The sequence below is a fragment of the Thalassoglobus polymorphus genome (genome assembly GCF_007744255.1).
In the GTDB taxonomy this organism is placed as follows: Bacteria; Planctomycetota; Planctomycetia; order Planctomycetales; family Planctomycetaceae; genus Thalassoglobus; species Thalassoglobus polymorphus.
The window spans coordinates 1,205,860-1,223,774 of sequence record NZ_CP036267.1 but is presented as its reverse complement, the minus strand read 5'-3'; the positions used below and the strand labels follow the sequence as shown (position 1 = coordinate 1,223,774).

Here is a 17,915-nt window from a genome sequence, read left to right as displayed (position 1 = left end):
TGTTGAACACACAGCGATTGGCCCTGCTCCCTCCCCGGGAGCGAAAGGAGCAACGGTGTTGCCTGATGGCTTAGGCGACTCGATATTCATGCGGTGAACAGATAGCATCACAGTTACGAAACTTTTTTGAATGTGATCGCCATGAAACAACACAAACTAACTTTGATAATGTCCTGCTTCTCTGCCTTTTGCTTCACTGCATTATGCTTTCATGCTTTGTTGAGCAGTGAGACTTCAGCAGCTGAGAAAAATCCCGATGTTGCATCAAAGAATTCCTCAACCAAAATTTACCTGATCGGGAATTCACTAACATGGGATACGGTTCCCTCAAAGTTGAAGGGCGATGTGCAATGGCACGTCGACTGTGGCAAGAGCCTGAAGTATATTTTCGAGCACCCTGAAGAACCTTGCGTGAAGACATCGACGTTGTGGCCAACTGCACTCAAGCAGACGAAATTCGATCTCATCTCATTTCAGCCGCACTATGGAACAACAGTTCAAGAGGATCTGGAGACGATTTCGAAATGGATCGAGCTCCAACCGCAGGCGACCATCATCATCCATACCGGGTGGGCCAAGAGTGCATCGCTGTTGGAGGAACATCAAGACGATTCCCCAGACGGCAAGTTGACGCACAGTCCAGCGTACTTCAACGAACTGCTCGCTCAACTTCGCAAGGCATTTCCGGACACGGAATTTCGAACGACGCACTGCATGCGGATGCTGATTGAACTGGAGAGTTTAATCAAAACTGACGACGCCCCCTTTGATGCGGTGACAGATATTTACCGGGATGCCATTCACATGAAAAATGAAACCGGTCGCTACCTGATGCACAACGCGATGAGAGAAACCTTTGGGCAGGAACGGACGACTCAAGGATTCCCGAAAATCTCTGACGAACAGCGAGCGATATTGGATCAACTTCTCGATCAGCGCAACACTTGGGAAGCTGCACGACCAGCCACAAGACTTTAGACCTGATCCTGAGACCTGAGACCTGAGATTTCTCTATAAAGCACAGAGGAAAATAACCTTCCCAACGGTTACCGGACTGGCTCGCCCCTTTACTGTGCCCGTGACTATGCCCGTGCAAATCACTTTCACGACTTCTTAGAACTAATCCTGAAACCTGAACTTGTGCTTTCAAGCACTGAGAAAAGTCATCATTCCACAAGTTTCCGGACTGGTTCTAGACAGCTCGCAACGAGACAGAACGCGTCTTTCATTTTTCACATTGCTCTATTGAGGTCAACAAGCCGTGACGGATTCGCTGAATGACGTTCGAAAATCCTGGGATTCCAAAGCTGATGACTGGCAGAAGCAGGTCGGAGATCAGGGGGATTGGAACCGGCGTCTCAATTCAGACCCAGTGTTGTTCGAGTTACTTGGACGAGTGAGAAATCGAGACATTTTGGATGCCGGTTGCGGGACAGGTTACCTCTCGAACAGGCTCACGGAAATGGGAGCGGACGTCATTGGAGTTGATCTCTCACCCGAGATGATTCGAACGGCCAGACATCACTATCCCGACCTCGATTTTCGTGTCGATGATTGTCAATCATTGTCAACGATCGAAGATGGAGATATGGACTTGGTTGTCTCAAACTATGTCCTCATGGACACGCCGAACCTTTCGGAAGCGGTTCAGGCGATGTATCGCGCTCTTCGTCCAGCTGGGATAGCAGTCGTTGTTGTCTCACACCCCTGCTTTCCTCAAGGAGTCGCCGACGTTCATCCGGATGGCACGGTCTCTTATCACTGGAAGCACTCTTATTACGAGCAGTCTCAACAGAAAGACCCTCCCTGGAAACATTTCAAAAGCGATTTCATCTGGTTCCATCGACCAGTTGAAGACTACTGGAAAGCGTTTCGAACAGCAGGATTTCGCGTTGAAGAATTACGCGAACCACGAATCACTCCAGACCAGTATCACCTTGCCCCCAATCGGCAGGTTCTGGAAACTTACCAGGAACGTCCCTTGTCGATCGTTTTCAAGCTGATGAAACCGAGTCGATAAGCTGCCCCACGCCACAAATTCCCTCAGAAGCGAGAATTCAACCAGGGCATAAAAAAAGCACCCGTTACAGGTGCTATTTCCAATGACTCAAAGAGCCACATACAAATTCATAAAGCAAGTGGAGTAAATATCAAATTGTTCAAACAGTACGAACTGCATCGAGTGCGATGCCAGAGCAACTTGCCCTGCCGAGTCCCCGTGAAGAACGTGCTTCTCTCATCAAATTGCTGTTCGCCACGAGGCAGAACCTGAACACCTATTCGAAAGATAATTCAGGACTGGCTACGAATTAAGTTGTTGATTCATTTTCAATCGGAGCATCGACGTCGTTATCAGGAGATTTTTGCTGCGTCTGTTCTCGTGGCTGATCCATTTCTTCAAGATGGCCTCGTTTAATCAGACTTTCAAAAATCTCTTGACGATGGATCGGCACTTCTCGTGGCGCTTGAATTCCGAGGCGGACTTTGTCCCCGCGGATTTCAACCACGGTGATGACGATGTTTTCATCAATCACAATGCTCTCGTTTTTCTTCCTCGAGAGAACCAGCATTTCAGTGACCTTAAAGGGAAGGCAAGTGAGAAGAGAACCTCTGCGGTTAAACACCCTAACTCTGGCGAACGTCGACAAAGTTATTTTCTCGGTTGACATCCTACGAGCAGGTTTGTAGCTGGTCAATAAGTCAAATTGTAAAATTTACCGATTTCTAAACAGCACAAGAGGTTACGTCGAGTTCTCTTCCCATTGTTTTCGTGTTTACCTGATCCCCCCACCCTGTCACTTCTCCGTATCTCCTTCAGTAGAAACGACTTCCGGACGAAGAAGCGGGAAGAAAATAATATCGCGGATGGACTGACTGTTCGTCAGTAACATGACTAAACGATCTATTCCAATCCCGAGACCACCAGCTGGCGGCATCCCAACTTTCAGGGCAGAGATAAAATCTCGATCCATTTTGGCCATAGAATCTTCTTCGGAGAGGCCGCTTAATTGGGTCAAAAAGAGCTCTTCCTGGAGTTTCGGGTCGTTGAGTTCGGTGTATGCGTTGGCTAGTTCCATCCCGTGGATGAACAACTCAAACCGTTCCGCAATCGCCGGATTGTCTTGCTTTCGTTTGGTAAGCGGACAGATCGAAGCAGGATAGTCAATCACAAAAACCGGACCGACGAGAGAATCTTCCACACATGCTTCGAAGACTTCGCTGACAACGACATCGGGGTGGACGTCTGTTGTCTCCATCTGGTGAATGAACTCCTGTTGAATACTCCCCTGCTGAGCCAGGTCCCGTGCCTTCTGCCGGACTGCGTCAGCGTCCGCCATGTCGCATCCCGCGTGTTCCTTGAAAAGGTCGGAGTAGGTCTTACGTGGCCATGGTGTTGTGAAGTCGATTTCGGATTCGCCCCACGGCAAGATGAGCCTCCCATCCTCCCGCGTCTTCCCCGATTTCTCCAAAACAATGCGAGCCGCATCGGCGACGATCGCTTCGGTCAGGTCCATCATTGATTCGTAATTGCCATACGCCTGATAGATTTCGATCATCGTGAATTCAGGATTGTGAGTGGCATCGATTCCTTCGTTTCGGAAGACACGCCCAATCTCGTAAACTCGCTCGATCCCACCGACCATCAATCGCTTCAAATGCAGCTCAAGGGCAATTCGTAAATACAAGTCGATATCGAGCGCGTTATGATGCGTTGTGAAAGGTCGAGCGGCAGCTCCTCCAGCAATGGCGTGAAGAACCGGCGTTTCAACTTCTGTGAAATCCTGGCCTCTGAGTGTTTGCCGAACCGAATCAAGAATCAGACTTCGCAGGACGAGCTTGTCTCGCACTCCTTCAGTGTAAATGAGGTCGAGCTCACGATGGCGGAGAAGAGTTTCGACATCAGTCACGCCGTGATGCTTTTCTGGGGGTTGCGTGAGTGATTTGCAAAGAACCGTCAGATTTTCTACCCAAATCGAAACTTCACCCGAATCGGTGCGGCGCATGGCCCCATCGATCCCGATCAAGTCACCCAGGTCGAGCTGTCCCATCAGCTGCCATTGCTCTTCGGAAAGGTCGCCGCGAGAGAATAGTAATTGCACTTTTCCGGTTGCATCTTCGATATCGAAGAACCGCAACTTGCCCGCTTTTCGACGAAGCATGATTCGCCCCGCTACACGGACTTTTTCGCCGTTTGCTCCACTCTCTTCAGGGCACTTTGTTCGTGCTTCTTCAATCTTCAAATGACCGTCGAATCGTTGGCCAAACGGATCGTGTCCGAGTTCAACGATTTTGCCTAACTTGTCGAGTCGGGCTTTTTCAAAACGGTCTACTTTCTGCGGCTTGGCCATAATTTTCACTTCAAACTTACAATCAAACAAAAAGAGATTTCTTCAGCTGAGACGGATTCGCCGTTTCAGGGATAGGCAATATTTCGGTCTATGAATTCTGATCGCTAAACCTGATCTCGACCTCACAAACATGGAGGAAAAGAGACATTCCAGAGGTTTTATCAGGCATTGAGACCATTCTCGGTTTTCGGCTCAGTTCTCAAGGTTGACTTCTAACGGCTGTGCACCGATCGTCAAGACGGTGACATTTTTCAATGGGTGCTGGTTCAGGTATTCCAAAATTCGGTCGACGGTAATCGCTTCAACTTCGTCGTGAATTTCGTCCAGGGTTTTCACTCGCTTGAGGTGGAACCAATCACGAGCAATCGAACCGGCACGGGCTCCGGTCGATTCCTGTTGCATGATCAGCGAACTTTTCGCTCTCGCCTTGCAGCGTTTCAGTTCCGACTCATCAATCCCTTCGCCGAGTTTGCGAATCTCTGCGAGCATGACATCCAGAGTTTCCTGAGCACGTTCAGTTGTCGTCCCGGCGTAGGCAAGAACGCGACCTTCCGTCAGCAAACTGTTGAGCGTGGCGTAAACGGAGTAACACAACCCACGTTTTTCCCGTACTTCTGTAAAGAGCCGGGAACTGCTGCCGCCACTCAAAATGCTGACTGCGGTCCAGGCAGTAAGGTAGTCGGGGCTGGAATACGGAATGCTTTCGTAAGAGATTCCAATGTGTGTTTGCGAAGATTCGTGTGGGATATGATGGACACCGCCCGAACAGGCTTGCCGATCGATGACAGGCTCTTCACCCACTTTCCAGTCACCGAAGTGCTTTTCAACCTGAGCCCGGATTTCCTCGGCGTCAACATTACCCGCCACGCCGATCAAGGAACCATTCGGCCGGACAGTTTCCTTGATGTACTCAACAACCGATGGATAGTTCAACTTTTCCAGTTCTTCGAGCGATCCATCTGTCGAACGCCCCCAAGGGTCGTCGTAGCAACGTTTCCGCAGTTCAACGAAGACTTTCCGCTGTGGTTCATCCTCAATCGAAAGCAGTGCCTGGGCAGCACTGTTCATGACAGCGGGGAATTGATCTTCCGGCAATAACGGTCGCTGTACCAGATCGGCATAGATTGGCAGTGCGTCAAGCAGGTTTTCTGCCAGAGTCGCTCCAGAGAACGAGAGGAAATTCCAACCAACGTTATCATTCCCCTGCACGCCCAGAAAATCGAGTGCCGCTGAGAGTTGTCGGCTATTTCTCTCGCCTGCTCCGCGAGTCATCATGTCCAAAGCCACCGCAGCCATCCCGTTCTCCCCACGGTTCTCATAGATCGTCCCCGCTGGAGTCAGTAAGGAAAAGGCTGCCGATTGAACGTGTGGCATCTGTTCGACCAAAAGTGTCAGGCCGTTGGAAAGTTCAAAAGTGTGAATTGATTGTTCTGGCATTGGATTTGAAGCGAGGCCGTAGTAGTGGCTGCGATTTCCATTTCATCGATAGGTATTGGCGACTTTTGGCGTAAAGAAACGAAGTGTAGGCGAGACGGGGTAAAAATTCGATTCTCTTGGCAGGTTCTCTGTTTTCAAAAGCAGAAACTTATTTGTGCAGATGGAACCTGAACACGAGGCCATCATTTCAGCGAATCGTCAGGATTCCAGAAGCATTGATCGCATTTCCCAGCGAATCGAACGGATCAAAATCCCCGAGTGGGGAGGTGATGGTGTCTCAAGTTTGGCCATTTCTCTTTCGAAACCGTGAGACTGTTCTGACCGGTCTTGGCACTCTGGCGTCTTAGACCCTAAACTCTGGGCTGTTCACACGATTTGATGCCCATGCAAGTTTGATTTCCACACAAACCTCGACCTTCAGGAAAGCGTAGTCAAGATGTCTCAGACGGACCGATCAGAGTTGATGGATAAGATAGCCTCGTTGTGTAAACGGCGTGGATTCATTTTCCAGGACTCCGAAATTTATGGTGGTCAAAACGGATTCTGGGACTATGGCCCTCTCGGAACCGAATTGAAACGAAATGTCCGAGAAGCCTGGTGGCAGGACATGATTGCACGACACGATCCGCTGGATGCTCCGGAAGGTGCTCCACATGCGTTTCAGATGGTCGGAGTAGAAACGACGATCATCATGAACCCGCAGGTCTGGAAAGCCAGCGGACACTTCGACCTGTTCGTTGACAAAATGGTCGATTGCAAGGCAGCCAAAAAACGTTACCGACATGACCATGTCTACGGTCGCTGGATTACCGGAAAAAGAAAAAGCAAAGAAGGCGAATCCGATCCGATTCGCGTCTTTGTGACTGCCGTCGGAGACAAGCCGGAGATTGAAGCTCAGGCCTTGGCTTTCTTCGGCCTGAAGAAGAAATACGCTGACCGACTCGAATGGGAAAGCGATGTCATCAACCTGACTGAAATTCCGGTTGAAGATTACGGAATTGTTGTCGCTCCCGAAGCGACCGAAACCGGAACGCTGACAGCTCCTCGGGACTTCAACTTGATGTTCAAAACGATCATCGGAGCACTCGGGACTGTCGAAGATACAGCCTATCTGCGACCGGAAACGGCTCAGGGGATTTTCGTCAACTTCAAGAATGTTGTTGATTCCAGTCGCGTCAAACTCCCTTTGGGGATTTGTCAGGTCGGAAAAAGTTTTCGGAATGAAATCACTCCGCGTCACTTCACGTTTCGATCGCGTGAATTCGAACAGATGGAAATTGAGTTCTTCTGCTCACCTGATGAATCGCAAGAATGGTACACCTACTGGCGAAACCGTCGGTATTCCTGGTACATCGAATTGGGAATTCCGGAAGAGAAGCTCATCCTGCGTGAACACCACAAAGATGAATTGGCTCACTATTCCGTCGGGACAGCTGACATTGAGTACGCGTTTCCGTTTCTCATCGAAGGAGAATATGGCGAACTCGAAGGAGTCGCTCATCGTGGCGATTTCGATTTAAGATCGCACATGGAAGGAAAATTGAAAGCGACTGACGAAGGAACGCTGGAGGTCGAACTCAACGAACATGGTCAGCCCAAATACCGTGGTTCCGGAAAAGATCTGACATACTTCGACGACCAAACTCGTGAGAGATTCATTCCCCATGTCGTTGAACCTTCAGCGGGAGCAGATCGAGCGACACTGGCGTTCATCTGTGAAGCCTATCACGAAGACAAGCAACCCGACGACAAAGGCAACATGCAGACTCGAGTGGTGATGAAGTTCCATCCTCGCCTGGCTCCGATTAAAGCGGCTGTCTTCCCGTTGGTCAAAAAAGATGGGCAACCAGAGAAAGCGAAGGAAGTCTTCCGATCACTCAAAAGTGCTGGCCTGAATGTCACTTATGATGAGCAGGGAGCAATCGGACGCCGGTACCGTCGGCAAGATGAAATCGGAACTCCATGGTGTATTACCATCGACGGTGACACGCTCGAACAGGGAACCGTCACCATTCGAGACCGTGATTCACTGGAGCAGGTCCTCGTCAAAGTCGAAGACGTGACCGATGAAATCCTGAGACGTCTGCGGTAACGGAAATGCGTTTCGCCGGGCACATTCAGTGTCCGGGGGAATGCTGGCCAGCTATTGATTTTGGAGAAGTTCCATCACAGCGAAGAAGTGGCACGTGCTGCCCATCAGGACGCTGAGATGCCAGCAAGCGTGGAAGTATTTCACTTTGTGATCGAACACCAGAAATAACGCTCCGAAACTGTAGAAGAGCCCCCCTGCAATCAGTAACGCCACCATCTCTGCAGAGCCGAGTTCAAAGACTGGCTTAAGCGTGAATGCCGGGAGCCAGCCCTGAATGCCATAAATGAGCTTCAGTCGCGAAGGTAAATTTCTGAAATAGAGACACATCAGGATCCCCACAAATGTGATGGACCATTCGATGATCATGATCGGCGAAGTCCAGCCAGAAGAGCCGTAGACATACGCAAAAGGTGTGAACGATCCTGCGATCAGGATGAAGATGAACGCTTGATCGACAGTTCGAAAGAACCGTCGACGTTCAACATCGTAAAAGGCGTGTGAGAGCGTGGAAGCAGCGTAGAGACCGACAAGCGCAAAGCAGTAGATCGAGCATGCCAAGGCCAGATCCGGGCTGTGTTGCTCATCGAGTGCTCTGAGAAGAACGCCAGCCCCAATCATACTCAGGACCAGGCCGCCACCATGAGTGATGAGGTTGGCGTATTCATCTTCAGGTCTGAGTTCTCCGCGTGTGTACTCTTTCATCGTCCGAAACCAGTTTGATCTCCTTCGAGCCGTTTGCTCTACCATGTGCCCGTGAAGAACACGTTTCACCAGTGAAATTGCTGTTCGCCCCCAAGCAGGACGCGAACAACAATTCGAAAAATGTTATTGCTCATGGAGGTTACAAAAAAATCGCGACACACGGCAATTGAGATCTCAGCCAGCGAAAGCCCCGCCCTGCGGCTACTCTGCGAGTTGCGGATCCGCGATCTTAGCAGGCAGCTTCAAGACTTCGGCGAGCACGACGCCTTGTTTGATCACTGCAGCGATGCGTTCTGCTCCCTCAGGAGGAGGCGTCAGCGACTTCCAGGGATCGGCCTTACGGCGGATAACGAGAACGTACGGCGACAAGTCTCTTCGGGAATCGTCATAAGCTTTCAGAACGATGTCAGGCCGATTGCGAAGCCACGATCCGCGTCGCATGAATTCAAGTTGCAGCGGGTGCAATACAGGAGCCACTTCGAGAACAGCTCCTTCTGGAATGTTTTCCGCAGCTGCTTCAAGAAGTGCTGGCGTGGCACTATCGCCCCAGTAGGTTGTCTCGAAACCTAGATCATTTGCTTTCCAAAGTCCGGCGACCGCTTCGTTGTAATAGCTCAAGTGGCACGGATGCAGAGTGACCATATTGTAAATCGGGCCGGCGAGTGCCAAAGCTGTCAGTGCGACGATGGTGAATTCTCCACTCTTCATTTGCAATCGGTGAACAATTCGCTTGGCCCCCAAACCAACAAAGATTGCAAAAAGAGGGAATGAAATCAGAAACAATCGGACACCGTCATACACGGTGACCTTGGGTAAAGCGAAAACGATCAACGGAAGAAGCCAGGCGCCGAAGATGAGTTGCGAGCGTTTGTCGCGAAGGGCATGTTTTGAGTTTTCGTCGTCGGTCCGATTCGTCATTCCAATGACGGCGGCGCCGAGGAATCCAAGAGGCATCGTCACCAGAAACATGATGAACGGATAGTGCCAGGGAACGTCTGTATCTGCGAATTTCGTCCCGAAATAGAAACAGTTCAAACTCGATCGCTCGGTAGCTCGAGAAAAGTATTCGTTGAGGTGATTGAGTGGATCGCTCCACAGCCAGGGCCAGCCCACGAAGAAGACAACACCACCCACGATGCACAAGAAGACAAACGGAATCAGTGACCGTAGCCCCCAGTTCCAGAGAAACCAGACGAGCACAACAGGCAAAATGAGGACTGCGTGAATCTTGGTCAACAATGCCAGTCCAAGAAAAAAACCAGGAATCAGCATTTGCCGAAGCCCGATCCGATCATCCCATTTGCACCGATTCGCAAGAGAGAGAAAGAATGCGGTATAGGTGAGGCACATACACATTTCGAGCGATGCAAGATGGGCATGCCCAAACAGTCGCGGCATGCAGATCAGCGAGATCGTCGATGCACATGATGCGACCGGTCCGAACCAGCGTCTCGAAGCTAAAGAAACGATGAGAACGAGTAACCCAAATTCAATCGCTGAAGCCACACGAGCATAGCTGACCAGATAAGGTTGACCGGTTTCAACAGGCAGAAAGTGATTCAGAATTTCGCTTGTAGCGCCTATGGCAATGCGGCCGAGCGGCGGATGATCAGGATTGTACAGCGGATTGCTGTAGATTTCCTGAAGTGTCTCTGGATGGAAACTGCTGGTTCCGGCTAGCTGAAAAGATCTCGCGAGAAAGACACCGACTTCGATGTTGAAGCCTTCATCAAATGTCAGCCCTGGACCTTGAATAGACCAGTGCAGATCATCAGCAACATCAATCGTTGTGATGACAAGGCTCGCTGCAAAGAGAGCAGCCAACCAGGGAAAGAGAGGGGATAAAAAAAACAAAGCGACCCTTTGAGAAAGGGTCGCTTTGAACTTGATGGTCGAGCCGCTCATAAACGAGTCCGGAATTCCATCCTGTAAATATTGGCGAACTGCAACAAATTTATTCACAACAAGTCAAAAGTGAAAAATTTCATCCTGGTCACCTCAACGCAAAGTCAATCTCGACTCAAGACGTTATCAGAACTCCCCATAGTTCTGAAGTGGTGGACCCACGAAATCAGTCGATTTCGCTTTGGTTCAAGCTTCCACGATTCGTTGTTCAGCATTCTGAAATGCATGATTCACTTGTTGAACTCGCCATCGGATTGTCATCCATGACGACAGGTCAGCGAAACGCCCGACACTTCGCAAGTCCGGCTTTGTTTCCAAAGCCGGGGCAGCTTACGCAAGCGTCTTACGACGACTGACCAACGTCCGAATACGTTCAGCAAGAAGGGCAGCATCGAACGGTTTACGAAAAGTTTCGTTGAAAATTGTTCTGTCGAAGCCACTTGCAGTGTCCTCATCACTCAAAAGAGCGATCAGTACAGTATCAGTGTAGTCGGTGTTTTTTCGCAGATTCTGAGCAATCATCAAGGCTTCGTTGCGGCCCATTGCGAAGTCAACGACAACGCAATCGGGATGCAGTGACTCAGCCTGGATTCCAGCTTCAAATCCACTTGCGGCAAGTTCTACTTTAAAGTCTTCAATTGGAAGAACTCCTTCCAATCCGCCACGTACGGTACTATCAACGCCAACGAGCAAAAGTTTGCCCATTGCTTCGTCTTCAAGTTCACCGAGTGGCATACCGTGTTCTTTCAGGAACCGGATCAAGTGCTCGCGGGGAATGCGACGGTCCTGGGAACCGGGAATCCGGTACCCTCGGAGTCGTCCTGAGTCGAACCACTTACTCACAGTACGTGGTGCAACTTTGCAAATCTTAGCGACTTGACCAGTAGTGAAGATCGTCCTCATTGCGGGCTCTCCAATCACAATCTGTCTGGGTCAGAGCAGGAATACTGCTCCAGATCTTCACCCCAAGGTTTGACACAAGGCCGGCTCTCCTAGCCCGTGGGTCCATGGCATAAACCAGCGTCAGTTATGGGGTTTGTCTCAGGTAAAAATCACGCACAAGTTAGTTACTGTGCCCGCAACAAAGTTTGTTGCGATACCCATGCAGTAACATGTAAAACGCCATTGAAGAGGAAGTCCAAATGAGCTAACGCAATGTTGGCATCATCCGACTCACAAGTGAAGAAATCCCCCTTGAGTCCCAACCCCCGTTGAAACAAAGAAGAAAGCGGACATCTTGTCTGCCTTCCTCTTACGTTCACCAAAAATTGTGAACTCCCCCCTTTCGGTGACCTCTCCTATTCAGCTGATCGCATCTTGCAATCCTCCGGGGAGGCACCCCCGGACTGAACAGTCTCAATCACCTGATGTACATTGTCGGCGTGGATAGGGCAGTAACTTCAGTCGGATTCAGCACTACTTTCAAAGCGGACGGTGGAATTCTACTCCGCGTCACAATCGATCCGGCAAGCTGGACCGATTATGGCGAATATGACACGTAAACATCCCAAACATACGTCATAAACATCGCAAGCGCCCCAAATTGCTCAAGTTTTTGATAATTAATTCTTCAGCCGTAACGCCCCCACACAAAGTGGTCAAACGTACAGAATATTGGGCTTTCGTCCAAAAACTCCAATTTGCTTCTCAAAATACGAGCCTCTGAGGTTTGACATTTCGATGCCCCTAAACTACCTATTCATTCAATTCAGCGTGACCGGCAATGTTTGCCAAGACGAAGGATTCGAAATATCACGCTTAGCTACCCGGGTAGAGAACTCAGGACCGGTGTGGCGACATTTTGCGAATCCCTGAGGAAGATGTTCATTCGGAGTAGAAAATAATGACTCGTAAACTTCTGAGCTTGTTTGCAGTTGCTGCACTCGTTTTGGCAGTGACAACCGATTCCGCCGAAGCAGGTCGCAAGGACTGCTGCAATGTTCGCCAAACGCGAACAAAGTGCTACAAAGCACCACGTGTCAAAACTTGCCGCACTCCACGCGTCAAAACTTGTCGCACACCACGTGTGAAGTCTTGCCACCAAAGCCCGTGTGCAACTCCTTGTGCTAGCCCATGCGGAAGCTCACCATGCGGCGTTTCATCACCTTGTGGCGTTGCATCACCTTGTGCAACTGGCGCATGCCCAACTTCAGGCACAACAACTGTGACCGAAGAAGTGCCAGCAGCACCACAGGACGCACCAGCTCCACCACCAGAAACTCTCTAATATCGTTACCGTTTTCTTTGACAGAGAGCATGCCGCAGTCATTGATACAGATCACTGATCTTGCAGGCATCAACAAAAACTGTCTCACCGGAACGGTTCGACCACCTGAGTTTTGGTTGAAAGCTTTAGAAATCCTCACTGAACACTTTTTCAGTGAGGATTTCTTTTTGCGCAATGAAATTTTCATGAAGGATCACAAAACTCGTCTTGACCCGTTTTCTTGATCATTGGAGAATGCGCTTGATTTAGAATTTGTCTGATGGCCTTTGCAGTGAAGAATTTCATCCTTAATGAACATTAGATGAACCCAGGCCTGCGGATCAGTTCGAAATCTCAGTTCCAGCTTTCTGAAATCACATGAAGTGTTCATCAGGAAGCGTCCCCACTGCTGAAGATTGCGGGGCGATCAACCAATTTTTGCAATGGAGTGCAAACGCTGTGCGATATCTCAACCTCTCTCTCGCTGCACTCATTCTAGTTGCAGTTCAGGCCTCAACGACATTCGCTGAGTCGCCTCAAGTCAAGAACCACCAGGTCGGCCTGATCGACATGGCGCATGTTTTCAAAAACTACGAGAAGTTCAAAGCTCTCACCGAGGCACTCCAGGAGCAAATCACTCAAAGTGAAACTGGGATGAAAACTCAGGTTGAGGAAGGCCGCAAAATTCAAGAGCAAATGAAAGCTCTGACAAGCGGCAGCCCAGAATTCGAAAAACTTGAAGGCCAGCTCCTCTCGATTGAAGCGAGTCTCAAGAAGGCTCAACTCAAAAATCAACGTGAGTTCATGCGACAGGAAGCAGAACTCTACAAAGACCTGTACCTTGAAACGCGGAACGCTGTCGACAAGTACGCTCGGTACTATAACTATTCGCTGATTCTTCGCTTTGACCGATCGGGAGTCGCGTCAGCTGACAATCCACAAGAAATCGTGGAAGGGCTCAACCAGCAGGTTCTCTACCATCGAAATCGTGACGACCTCACTGATCCGATTTTGAACTACCTTAATGAGCAGTGGCGTCGCGAGCAAAAACAGGCAGCCGCTCCATCAACTCCGAGTGCTCAATAGTCGATCCGGTTCTCCTCTTTCAATTGTATTGTCTCGCCTGATCATCCGCTCAAGGAAAAGTGCACGTGCAGGATTTTTCGCAACGCTTGCAAAATACCATCGCCCGCCCCGTTCAGGTGTCCGGGTTTGGATTGTTCGGCGGAATCGACGTGACTCTGGAGTTTTGTCCAGCAGATCCCGATCACGGGATTGTTTTTGAAAGAGTCGACCTCAATAGCTCAGTTCGTATTCCAGCTTTGATCGAGTATGTCGTCCCAAAGCCTCGCTGTACGGTCATTGCTCATCAAGAGGCATCAGTCTCTGTGATCGAGCATGTGATGGCAGCTTTGGCCGGACTTCAAATTGATAACTGCCTGATTCGCCTCAACGCTCCGGAACCCCCTGGTTGCGATGGATCAAGTCTGGCATTTGTCGAGTCACTCCTGAAAGCAGGGATTGTTTCACAAGACTCTCCGCGAAAGTGCTTTGTCGTCGATCAAACATTGATGGTCACCGAAGTCGAAAATATCGGAATTGGTGCCCAGCCACCGAAAACATCAGAATATGAGATCGGTTTCATCCTCGATTATGGAGATGGTCCGATCGGACGTCAGTCGTTTCAGACGCAAATCACACCTGAGCTTTTCGAACGGGAACTTGCCTCATGCCGGACATTTGTCCTTGAATCAGAGGTAAAGACCCTGCAGGCCAACGGAATTGGCAAGCGGGCGACCCCACAGAATGTGCTCGTTTTTAGTGATCAGGGACTGATCGAAAACAGTCTTCGTTTCCCAAACGAGTGCGCACGCCATAAAGCCCTCGATTGCCTCGGAGATTTTGCACTCCTGGGCTGTCGTCTGGCAGGACGATTCATTGCCACACAATCCGGGCATCGAACCAACCATGCCATAATTCGCAAAATTCGCGAACAGATGATCCAGTCGAATGCTCCAGCGACGATTCCGCTGCCGACTTCGTGCTTCACTCCTCCATCTCAGCACCGCGCAGCCAGTTAGAACTGTGTCTTCAACTCCGCCAGGATGACGATCATGCCGACAACCATTTCCCCCCTCGCACATGTCGATCAAAATGCTCAACTGGGCGAAGATGTGACTATTGGGCCATTCTGTTATGTCGGGCCGAATGTCACTCTCGGCGATCGCTGCATCCTCGATAGCCACGTGACAATCACTGGGCACACAACAATAGGCAACGAAAATCGGTTCTGGCCGAATTCTGTGATCGGAGCCGAACCCCAAGACTACAGCTACGCCGACGGGGCTCCGACCGAAGTGGTGATTGGAGACAGCAACCACTTTCGTGAAGGGGTGACTGTCAATCGCGGAGCCGAGAAAGAAGATGGCATCACACGGATCGGAAACAGCAATTTGCTGATGGCAAATGCTCACGTGGCTCACAACTGCCACCTCTACAATAACACCATGCTGGTCAACGGAGTTCTTCTGGGTGGGCATGTTCACGTTCACGACCGGGCGATCATTTCGGGGAACTCTGTTGTACATCACTTTGCAACCATCGGCTCGCTCGCCTTCGTAAGTGGAGGCTGCCGGGTCCCCACCGATATCCCCCCATACATGATGTCTGCAGGAAGTGATAACCCACAAATCCGCACAGTGAATCTCATCGGCATGAAGCGGTCGGGGATCCCGGACACTTCAATCAAAGTCATCCGCAAGGCACAACGACTCTTATACCGCGAGCACAAGTCCCTGGCTTTTGTCAAAGACCACTTCCAGCAAGAGCTCGAAGGGATCTTCCCAATCGAACTTGTCATCTTATTAGATGCCATTGAGAAGCAGCGTGCAGGTCGGATGGGCCGAGCACGCGAAGCCGCCAGAACAACTCCTTTGGTCGAATCAAAAGAGAACCAAAAGAAGTCGGCTTAGAACATTTCACCTTCGTGGATTTGCGACGATCACTTCTCATGTGATTGCTCAGCCGTTTCCACGAGACGGAGTACATACAACTTTCAACAATGCACTAGCGACACATCTCAAGTGTCTCACGTTTAAAACGTAGTCTGAATCATGAACGAATCTCTCAAATTAGCAGTCGTGGGCGTGGGTGCCCTGGGACGTCATCACGCACGCATTCTCTCTGAAATGGAGGGAGTCGAACTTGTTGCAGTTGCTGAACCGAATGAAAAACAGGGACTGGCTGTTGCCGAAGCCTGCGGTTGCGATTGGACAAACGACTATCGCACTTTGTTGAAATCGGTAGATGCCGTTTCCGTGGTCGTTCCGACCTTCCTGCATCGCAAGGTGGGCGAAGCCTTTCTCAGTAATAGTGTCCCTGTTCTGATGGAGAAGCCGCTCACTTCGAAAGTTGAAGATGGAGAAGTCCTTGTTCGTCTGGCTCAGGAGCATGGAATCCCGCTTCAGGTTGGTCACATTGAACGCTTCAATCCCGGATTTCAGCAACTTGCCGACTGGACGAGCGAACCAAAATATCTCCGCACCGAACGGGTCAGCCCGTATGCATTTCGTTCCATGGACATCGGCGTCGTTCACGACTTGATGATCCACGATATCGAACTCTGTTTGTCGCTCACCCAAGAAATGCCGTCACGCGTTGAAGCCTTCGGCGTCAGCCTCGTTGGTGGTCATGAAGATGTCGTTCAGGCAAGACTGACTTTCCCGAACGGCTGCATCGCTGACCTGACCGTCAACCGCGTCACCCCTCAGCCAGCCCGGACAATCCAATGCTGGTCCGATGCCGGTTGTGCGATTGCGGACCTGACTGCAAGAACCGTTCAGACGTTCTCACCAAGTGAGATGATGCAATCCGGACAACTCCCGTTTGAGCTGGCTCAGGCAGGAATTCAAGCAGTGGACGACCTGAAACCACAAGTCTTCGGAGGTTTCATCGAGAGCCATCAGTTCCAGGCGACAGATACCGACGCATTGACAGCAGAGCTCTCATCGTTTGTAGATTGCGTCCGGCACCGCCACCAACCCGTTGTGAGTGGTGCTCACGGACTGGCTGCCCTGCGTGTTGCTCAACACGTCCTGGAGTGCGTAGAAGCCCACCAATGGGATGGCGTTCCTGACGGCCGTACCGGTGCAAAAGCTCTCCTCAAACATTACCTCGGCCAAACTCACTCAGGCGAAGAAACCGACGCCGCAGCAGCGTAAGAAATCTCTATGCCTGAACAAACCTGGAATCGCCATCCGTGCGTCACCCGGTTTGTGGCTCGTGAAATCATCGTAATGATGAATTCCCCCGGTCTGAACTGGCTGGGGGAGTTTCACTCATCGCTTCAGGCTCACGAAGAATTGGATCGTATTGAGAAGAGTTTTCATCGCATGCATTCGACGAAGAGAGAGCATCGACGTACGGTTGAGCCCCTCCGGGCTTGGTAGAAAATTCTGTTCAATCCAAGATTTGTGCTCGAAGTTGATGAAGTTGTCGGAACAATCATGTCGCCTCCCGCGTCTTTTCAGGCACGACGACTTCCCACACCCTCCAATGGAGACGTGACATGCTTCGACCACTCATCTTCGCTTTCGCTTTTACTTTCTCACAGACCGCGTCTGCAATAACACTACATATCGACGTGACTCCAGAACTTGCTGGTGAAAAAGGAGTCACCATGAAGCCACTCGATGACGAGACGACTCGCTTTACGATTCGCGTCAGCACGAAGAATGACCCAGAAGAAGTCAACCCACGGTTCCCGTTCGTTCGCGGAGGTACGCTCGATGTGTGGGGCGAACATGGGCGAATCCTCCGGTGTCCTGTCCACCCAAAAAAACAAGACGGCGACCTCCTGTACACGTTCGAACTAGAGAATGAACACGCTAAGAACTCCAGGTTTGTCCTCACAGAGCATTTGGATGACGGGCAGGTCGGTGGCGGAAAAATTTTCTCGTATCGACTCATCGACTTCATCGATCCCGGCTACCGTGCAAAGGAATTCTTAGAGAACATCCGGCCTGTTGTTCTTCCTGCGGGCACTTTCGCTCCTGACACGAACAAGCCAAAGTAACAAAGCGACTCACTTGAATTTCAAGCGAGCCAGGACCGACCGTGAAACGAACCGCATTTGACTTTCAAGCGGGTGCATTACGCTCATCGCTTCACGTCCCCTTCGAAACTTTCAAACGGCTCGGGACCAAACTTGCCGCCTCGTGAAGGC

The 17,915-nt window shown here is 50.5% G+C and carries 16 protein-coding genes; 9 read left to right on the top strand and 7 right to left on the bottom strand.

Annotated elements, in window-relative coordinates:
- The first annotated feature begins 168 nt into the window (after positions 1-168).
- Entirely contained in the window at positions 169-978 is an 810-nt protein-coding gene (locus Mal48_RS04595; protein ID WP_197442054.1) for a hypothetical protein, read from the top strand.
- A 283-nt stretch (positions 979-1,261) separates the two neighbouring features.
- Positions 1,262-2,020 (top strand): class I SAM-dependent methyltransferase, encoded by a 759-nt coding sequence (locus tag Mal48_RS04590; RefSeq protein ID WP_145196580.1) that lies wholly within the window; start codon positions 1,262-1,264, stop codon positions 2,018-2,020.
- 289 nt (positions 2,021-2,309) lie between these two features.
- On the opposite strand, the gene csrA is transcribed toward Mal48_RS04590, so the two are convergent.
- From csrA to Mal48_RS04575, 3 genes are all read right to left on the bottom strand, one after another.
- The gene (gene csrA, locus Mal48_RS04585) at positions 2,310-2,570 is read right to left on the bottom strand and encodes a carbon storage regulator CsrA (protein ID WP_145196578.1); all 261 of its coding nucleotides are present in this window, start codon (positions 2,568-2,570) and stop codon (positions 2,310-2,312) included.
- Between the two features lie 225 nt (positions 2,571-2,795).
- On the bottom strand, positions 2,796-4,349 hold the full coding sequence (gene lysS, locus Mal48_RS04580; RefSeq protein ID WP_145196576.1) for a lysine--tRNA ligase: 1,554 nt from the start codon (positions 4,347-4,349) through the stop codon (positions 2,796-2,798).
- Positions 4,350-4,541: 192 nt separating this feature from the next.
- On the bottom strand, positions 4,542-5,786 hold the full coding sequence (locus Mal48_RS04575) for a M16 family metallopeptidase (protein ID WP_145196574.1): 1,245 nt from the start codon (positions 5,784-5,786) through the stop codon (positions 4,542-4,544).
- A 436-nt stretch (positions 5,787-6,222) separates the two neighbouring features.
- Between Mal48_RS04575 and Mal48_RS04570 the strand changes: the two genes are divergently transcribed.
- Complete coding sequence (locus Mal48_RS04570) at positions 6,223-7,878, top strand: glycine--tRNA ligase (protein ID WP_197442053.1); 1,656 nt, start codon at positions 6,223-6,225, stop codon at positions 7,876-7,878.
- A gap of 51 nt (positions 7,879-7,929) precedes the next feature.
- Here the strand turns inward: Mal48_RS04570 and trhA are convergent, their stop codons facing one another.
- From trhA to Mal48_RS04550, 4 genes are all read right to left on the bottom strand, one after another.
- On the bottom strand, positions 7,930-8,580 hold the full coding sequence (trhA, locus tag Mal48_RS04565; RefSeq protein ID WP_197442052.1) for a PAQR family membrane homeostasis protein TrhA: 651 nt from the start codon (positions 8,578-8,580) through the stop codon (positions 7,930-7,932).
- Between the two features lie 201 nt (positions 8,581-8,781).
- Positions 8,782-10,542, bottom strand: coding sequence for an ArnT family glycosyltransferase (locus Mal48_RS04560; protein ID WP_145196570.1), 1,761 nt, complete (start codon positions 10,540-10,542; stop codon positions 8,782-8,784).
- Positions 10,543-10,815: 273 nt separating this feature from the next.
- Complete coding sequence (locus Mal48_RS04555; protein WP_145196568.1) at positions 10,816-11,388, bottom strand: helix-turn-helix domain-containing protein; 573 nt, start codon at positions 11,386-11,388, stop codon at positions 10,816-10,818.
- A gap of 1,163 nt (positions 11,389-12,551) precedes the next feature.
- Positions 12,552-12,899, bottom strand: coding sequence for a hypothetical protein (locus tag Mal48_RS04550; RefSeq protein ID WP_145196566.1), 348 nt, complete (start codon positions 12,897-12,899; stop codon positions 12,552-12,554).
- 170 nt (positions 12,900-13,069) lie between these two features.
- Between Mal48_RS04550 and Mal48_RS04545 the strand changes: the two genes are divergently transcribed.
- The 6 genes from Mal48_RS04545 to Mal48_RS04520 all read left to right on the top strand — a co-directional run bounded on the left by Mal48_RS04545 (position 13,070) and on the right by Mal48_RS04520 (position 17,765).
- On the top strand, positions 13,070-13,777 hold the full coding sequence (locus Mal48_RS04545) for an OmpH family outer membrane protein (protein ID WP_145196565.1): 708 nt from the start codon (positions 13,070-13,072) through the stop codon (positions 13,775-13,777).
- Positions 13,778-13,842: 65 nt separating this feature from the next.
- Positions 13,843-14,772, top strand: a complete 930-nt coding sequence (gene lpxC, locus Mal48_RS04540; protein WP_197442051.1) for a UDP-3-O-acyl-N-acetylglucosamine deacetylase — start codon at positions 13,843-13,845, stop codon at positions 14,770-14,772.
- Between the two features lie 33 nt (positions 14,773-14,805).
- Entirely contained in the window at positions 14,806-15,663 is an 858-nt protein-coding gene (gene lpxA / locus Mal48_RS04535) for an acyl-ACP--UDP-N-acetylglucosamine O-acyltransferase (protein ID WP_145196561.1), read from the top strand.
- Positions 15,664-15,804: 141 nt separating this feature from the next.
- Entirely contained in the window at positions 15,805-16,911 is a 1,107-nt protein-coding gene (locus Mal48_RS04530; protein ID WP_145196559.1) for a Gfo/Idh/MocA family protein, read from the top strand.
- A gap of 9 nt (positions 16,912-16,920) precedes the next feature.
- A complete protein-coding gene (locus Mal48_RS04525) occupies positions 16,921-17,139 on the top strand; it encodes a hypothetical protein (RefSeq protein WP_145196557.1) in 219 nt (72 codons plus the stop codon).
- A 119-nt stretch (positions 17,140-17,258) separates the two neighbouring features.
- The gene (locus Mal48_RS04520; RefSeq protein ID WP_145196555.1) at positions 17,259-17,765 is read left to right on the top strand and encodes a hypothetical protein; all 507 of its coding nucleotides are present in this window, start codon (positions 17,259-17,261) and stop codon (positions 17,763-17,765) included.
- Positions 17,766-17,915 lie beyond the last annotated feature (150 nt).

Bases quoted from the DNA above. Each gene is read 5' to 3' on its own strand.
- Mal48_RS04595 (WP_197442054.1), top strand. From the start codon at position 169: ATGTCCTGCTTCTCTGCCTTTTGCTTCACTGCATTATGCTTTCATGCT.
- csrA (WP_145196578.1), bottom strand. From the start codon at position 2,570: ATGCTGGTTCTCTCGAGGAAGAAAAACGAGAGCATTGTGATTGATGAA.
- lysS (WP_145196576.1), bottom strand. From the start codon at position 4,349: ATGGCCAAGCCGCAGAAAGTAGACCGTTTTGAAAAAGCCCGACTCGAC.
- Mal48_RS04575 (WP_145196574.1), bottom strand. From the start codon at position 5,786: ATGCCAGAACAATCAATTCACACTTTTGAACTTTCCAACGGCCTGACA.
- Mal48_RS04570 (WP_197442053.1), top strand. From the start codon at position 6,223: ATGTCTCAGACGGACCGATCAGAGTTGATGGATAAGATAGCCTCGTTG.
- trhA (WP_197442052.1), bottom strand. From the start codon at position 8,580: ATGAAAGAGTACACACGCGGAGAACTCAGACCTGAAGATGAATACGCC.
- Mal48_RS04555 (WP_145196568.1), bottom strand. From the start codon at position 11,388: ATGAGGACGATCTTCACTACTGGTCAAGTCGCTAAGATTTGCAAAGTT.
- Mal48_RS04550 (WP_145196566.1), bottom strand. From the start codon at position 12,899: ATGAAAATTTCATTGCGCAAAAAGAAATCCTCACTGAAAAAGTGTTCA.
- Mal48_RS04545 (WP_145196565.1), top strand. From the start codon at position 13,070: ATGAAGTGTTCATCAGGAAGCGTCCCCACTGCTGAAGATTGCGGGGCG.
- lpxA (WP_145196561.1), top strand. From the start codon at position 14,806: ATGCCGACAACCATTTCCCCCCTCGCACATGTCGATCAAAATGCTCAA.
- Mal48_RS04530 (WP_145196559.1), top strand. From the start codon at position 15,805: ATGAACGAATCTCTCAAATTAGCAGTCGTGGGCGTGGGTGCCCTGGGA.
- Mal48_RS04525 (WP_145196557.1), top strand. From the start codon at position 16,921: ATGCCTGAACAAACCTGGAATCGCCATCCGTGCGTCACCCGGTTTGTG.
- Mal48_RS04520 (WP_145196555.1), top strand. From the start codon at position 17,259: ATGCTTCGACCACTCATCTTCGCTTTCGCTTTTACTTTCTCACAGACC.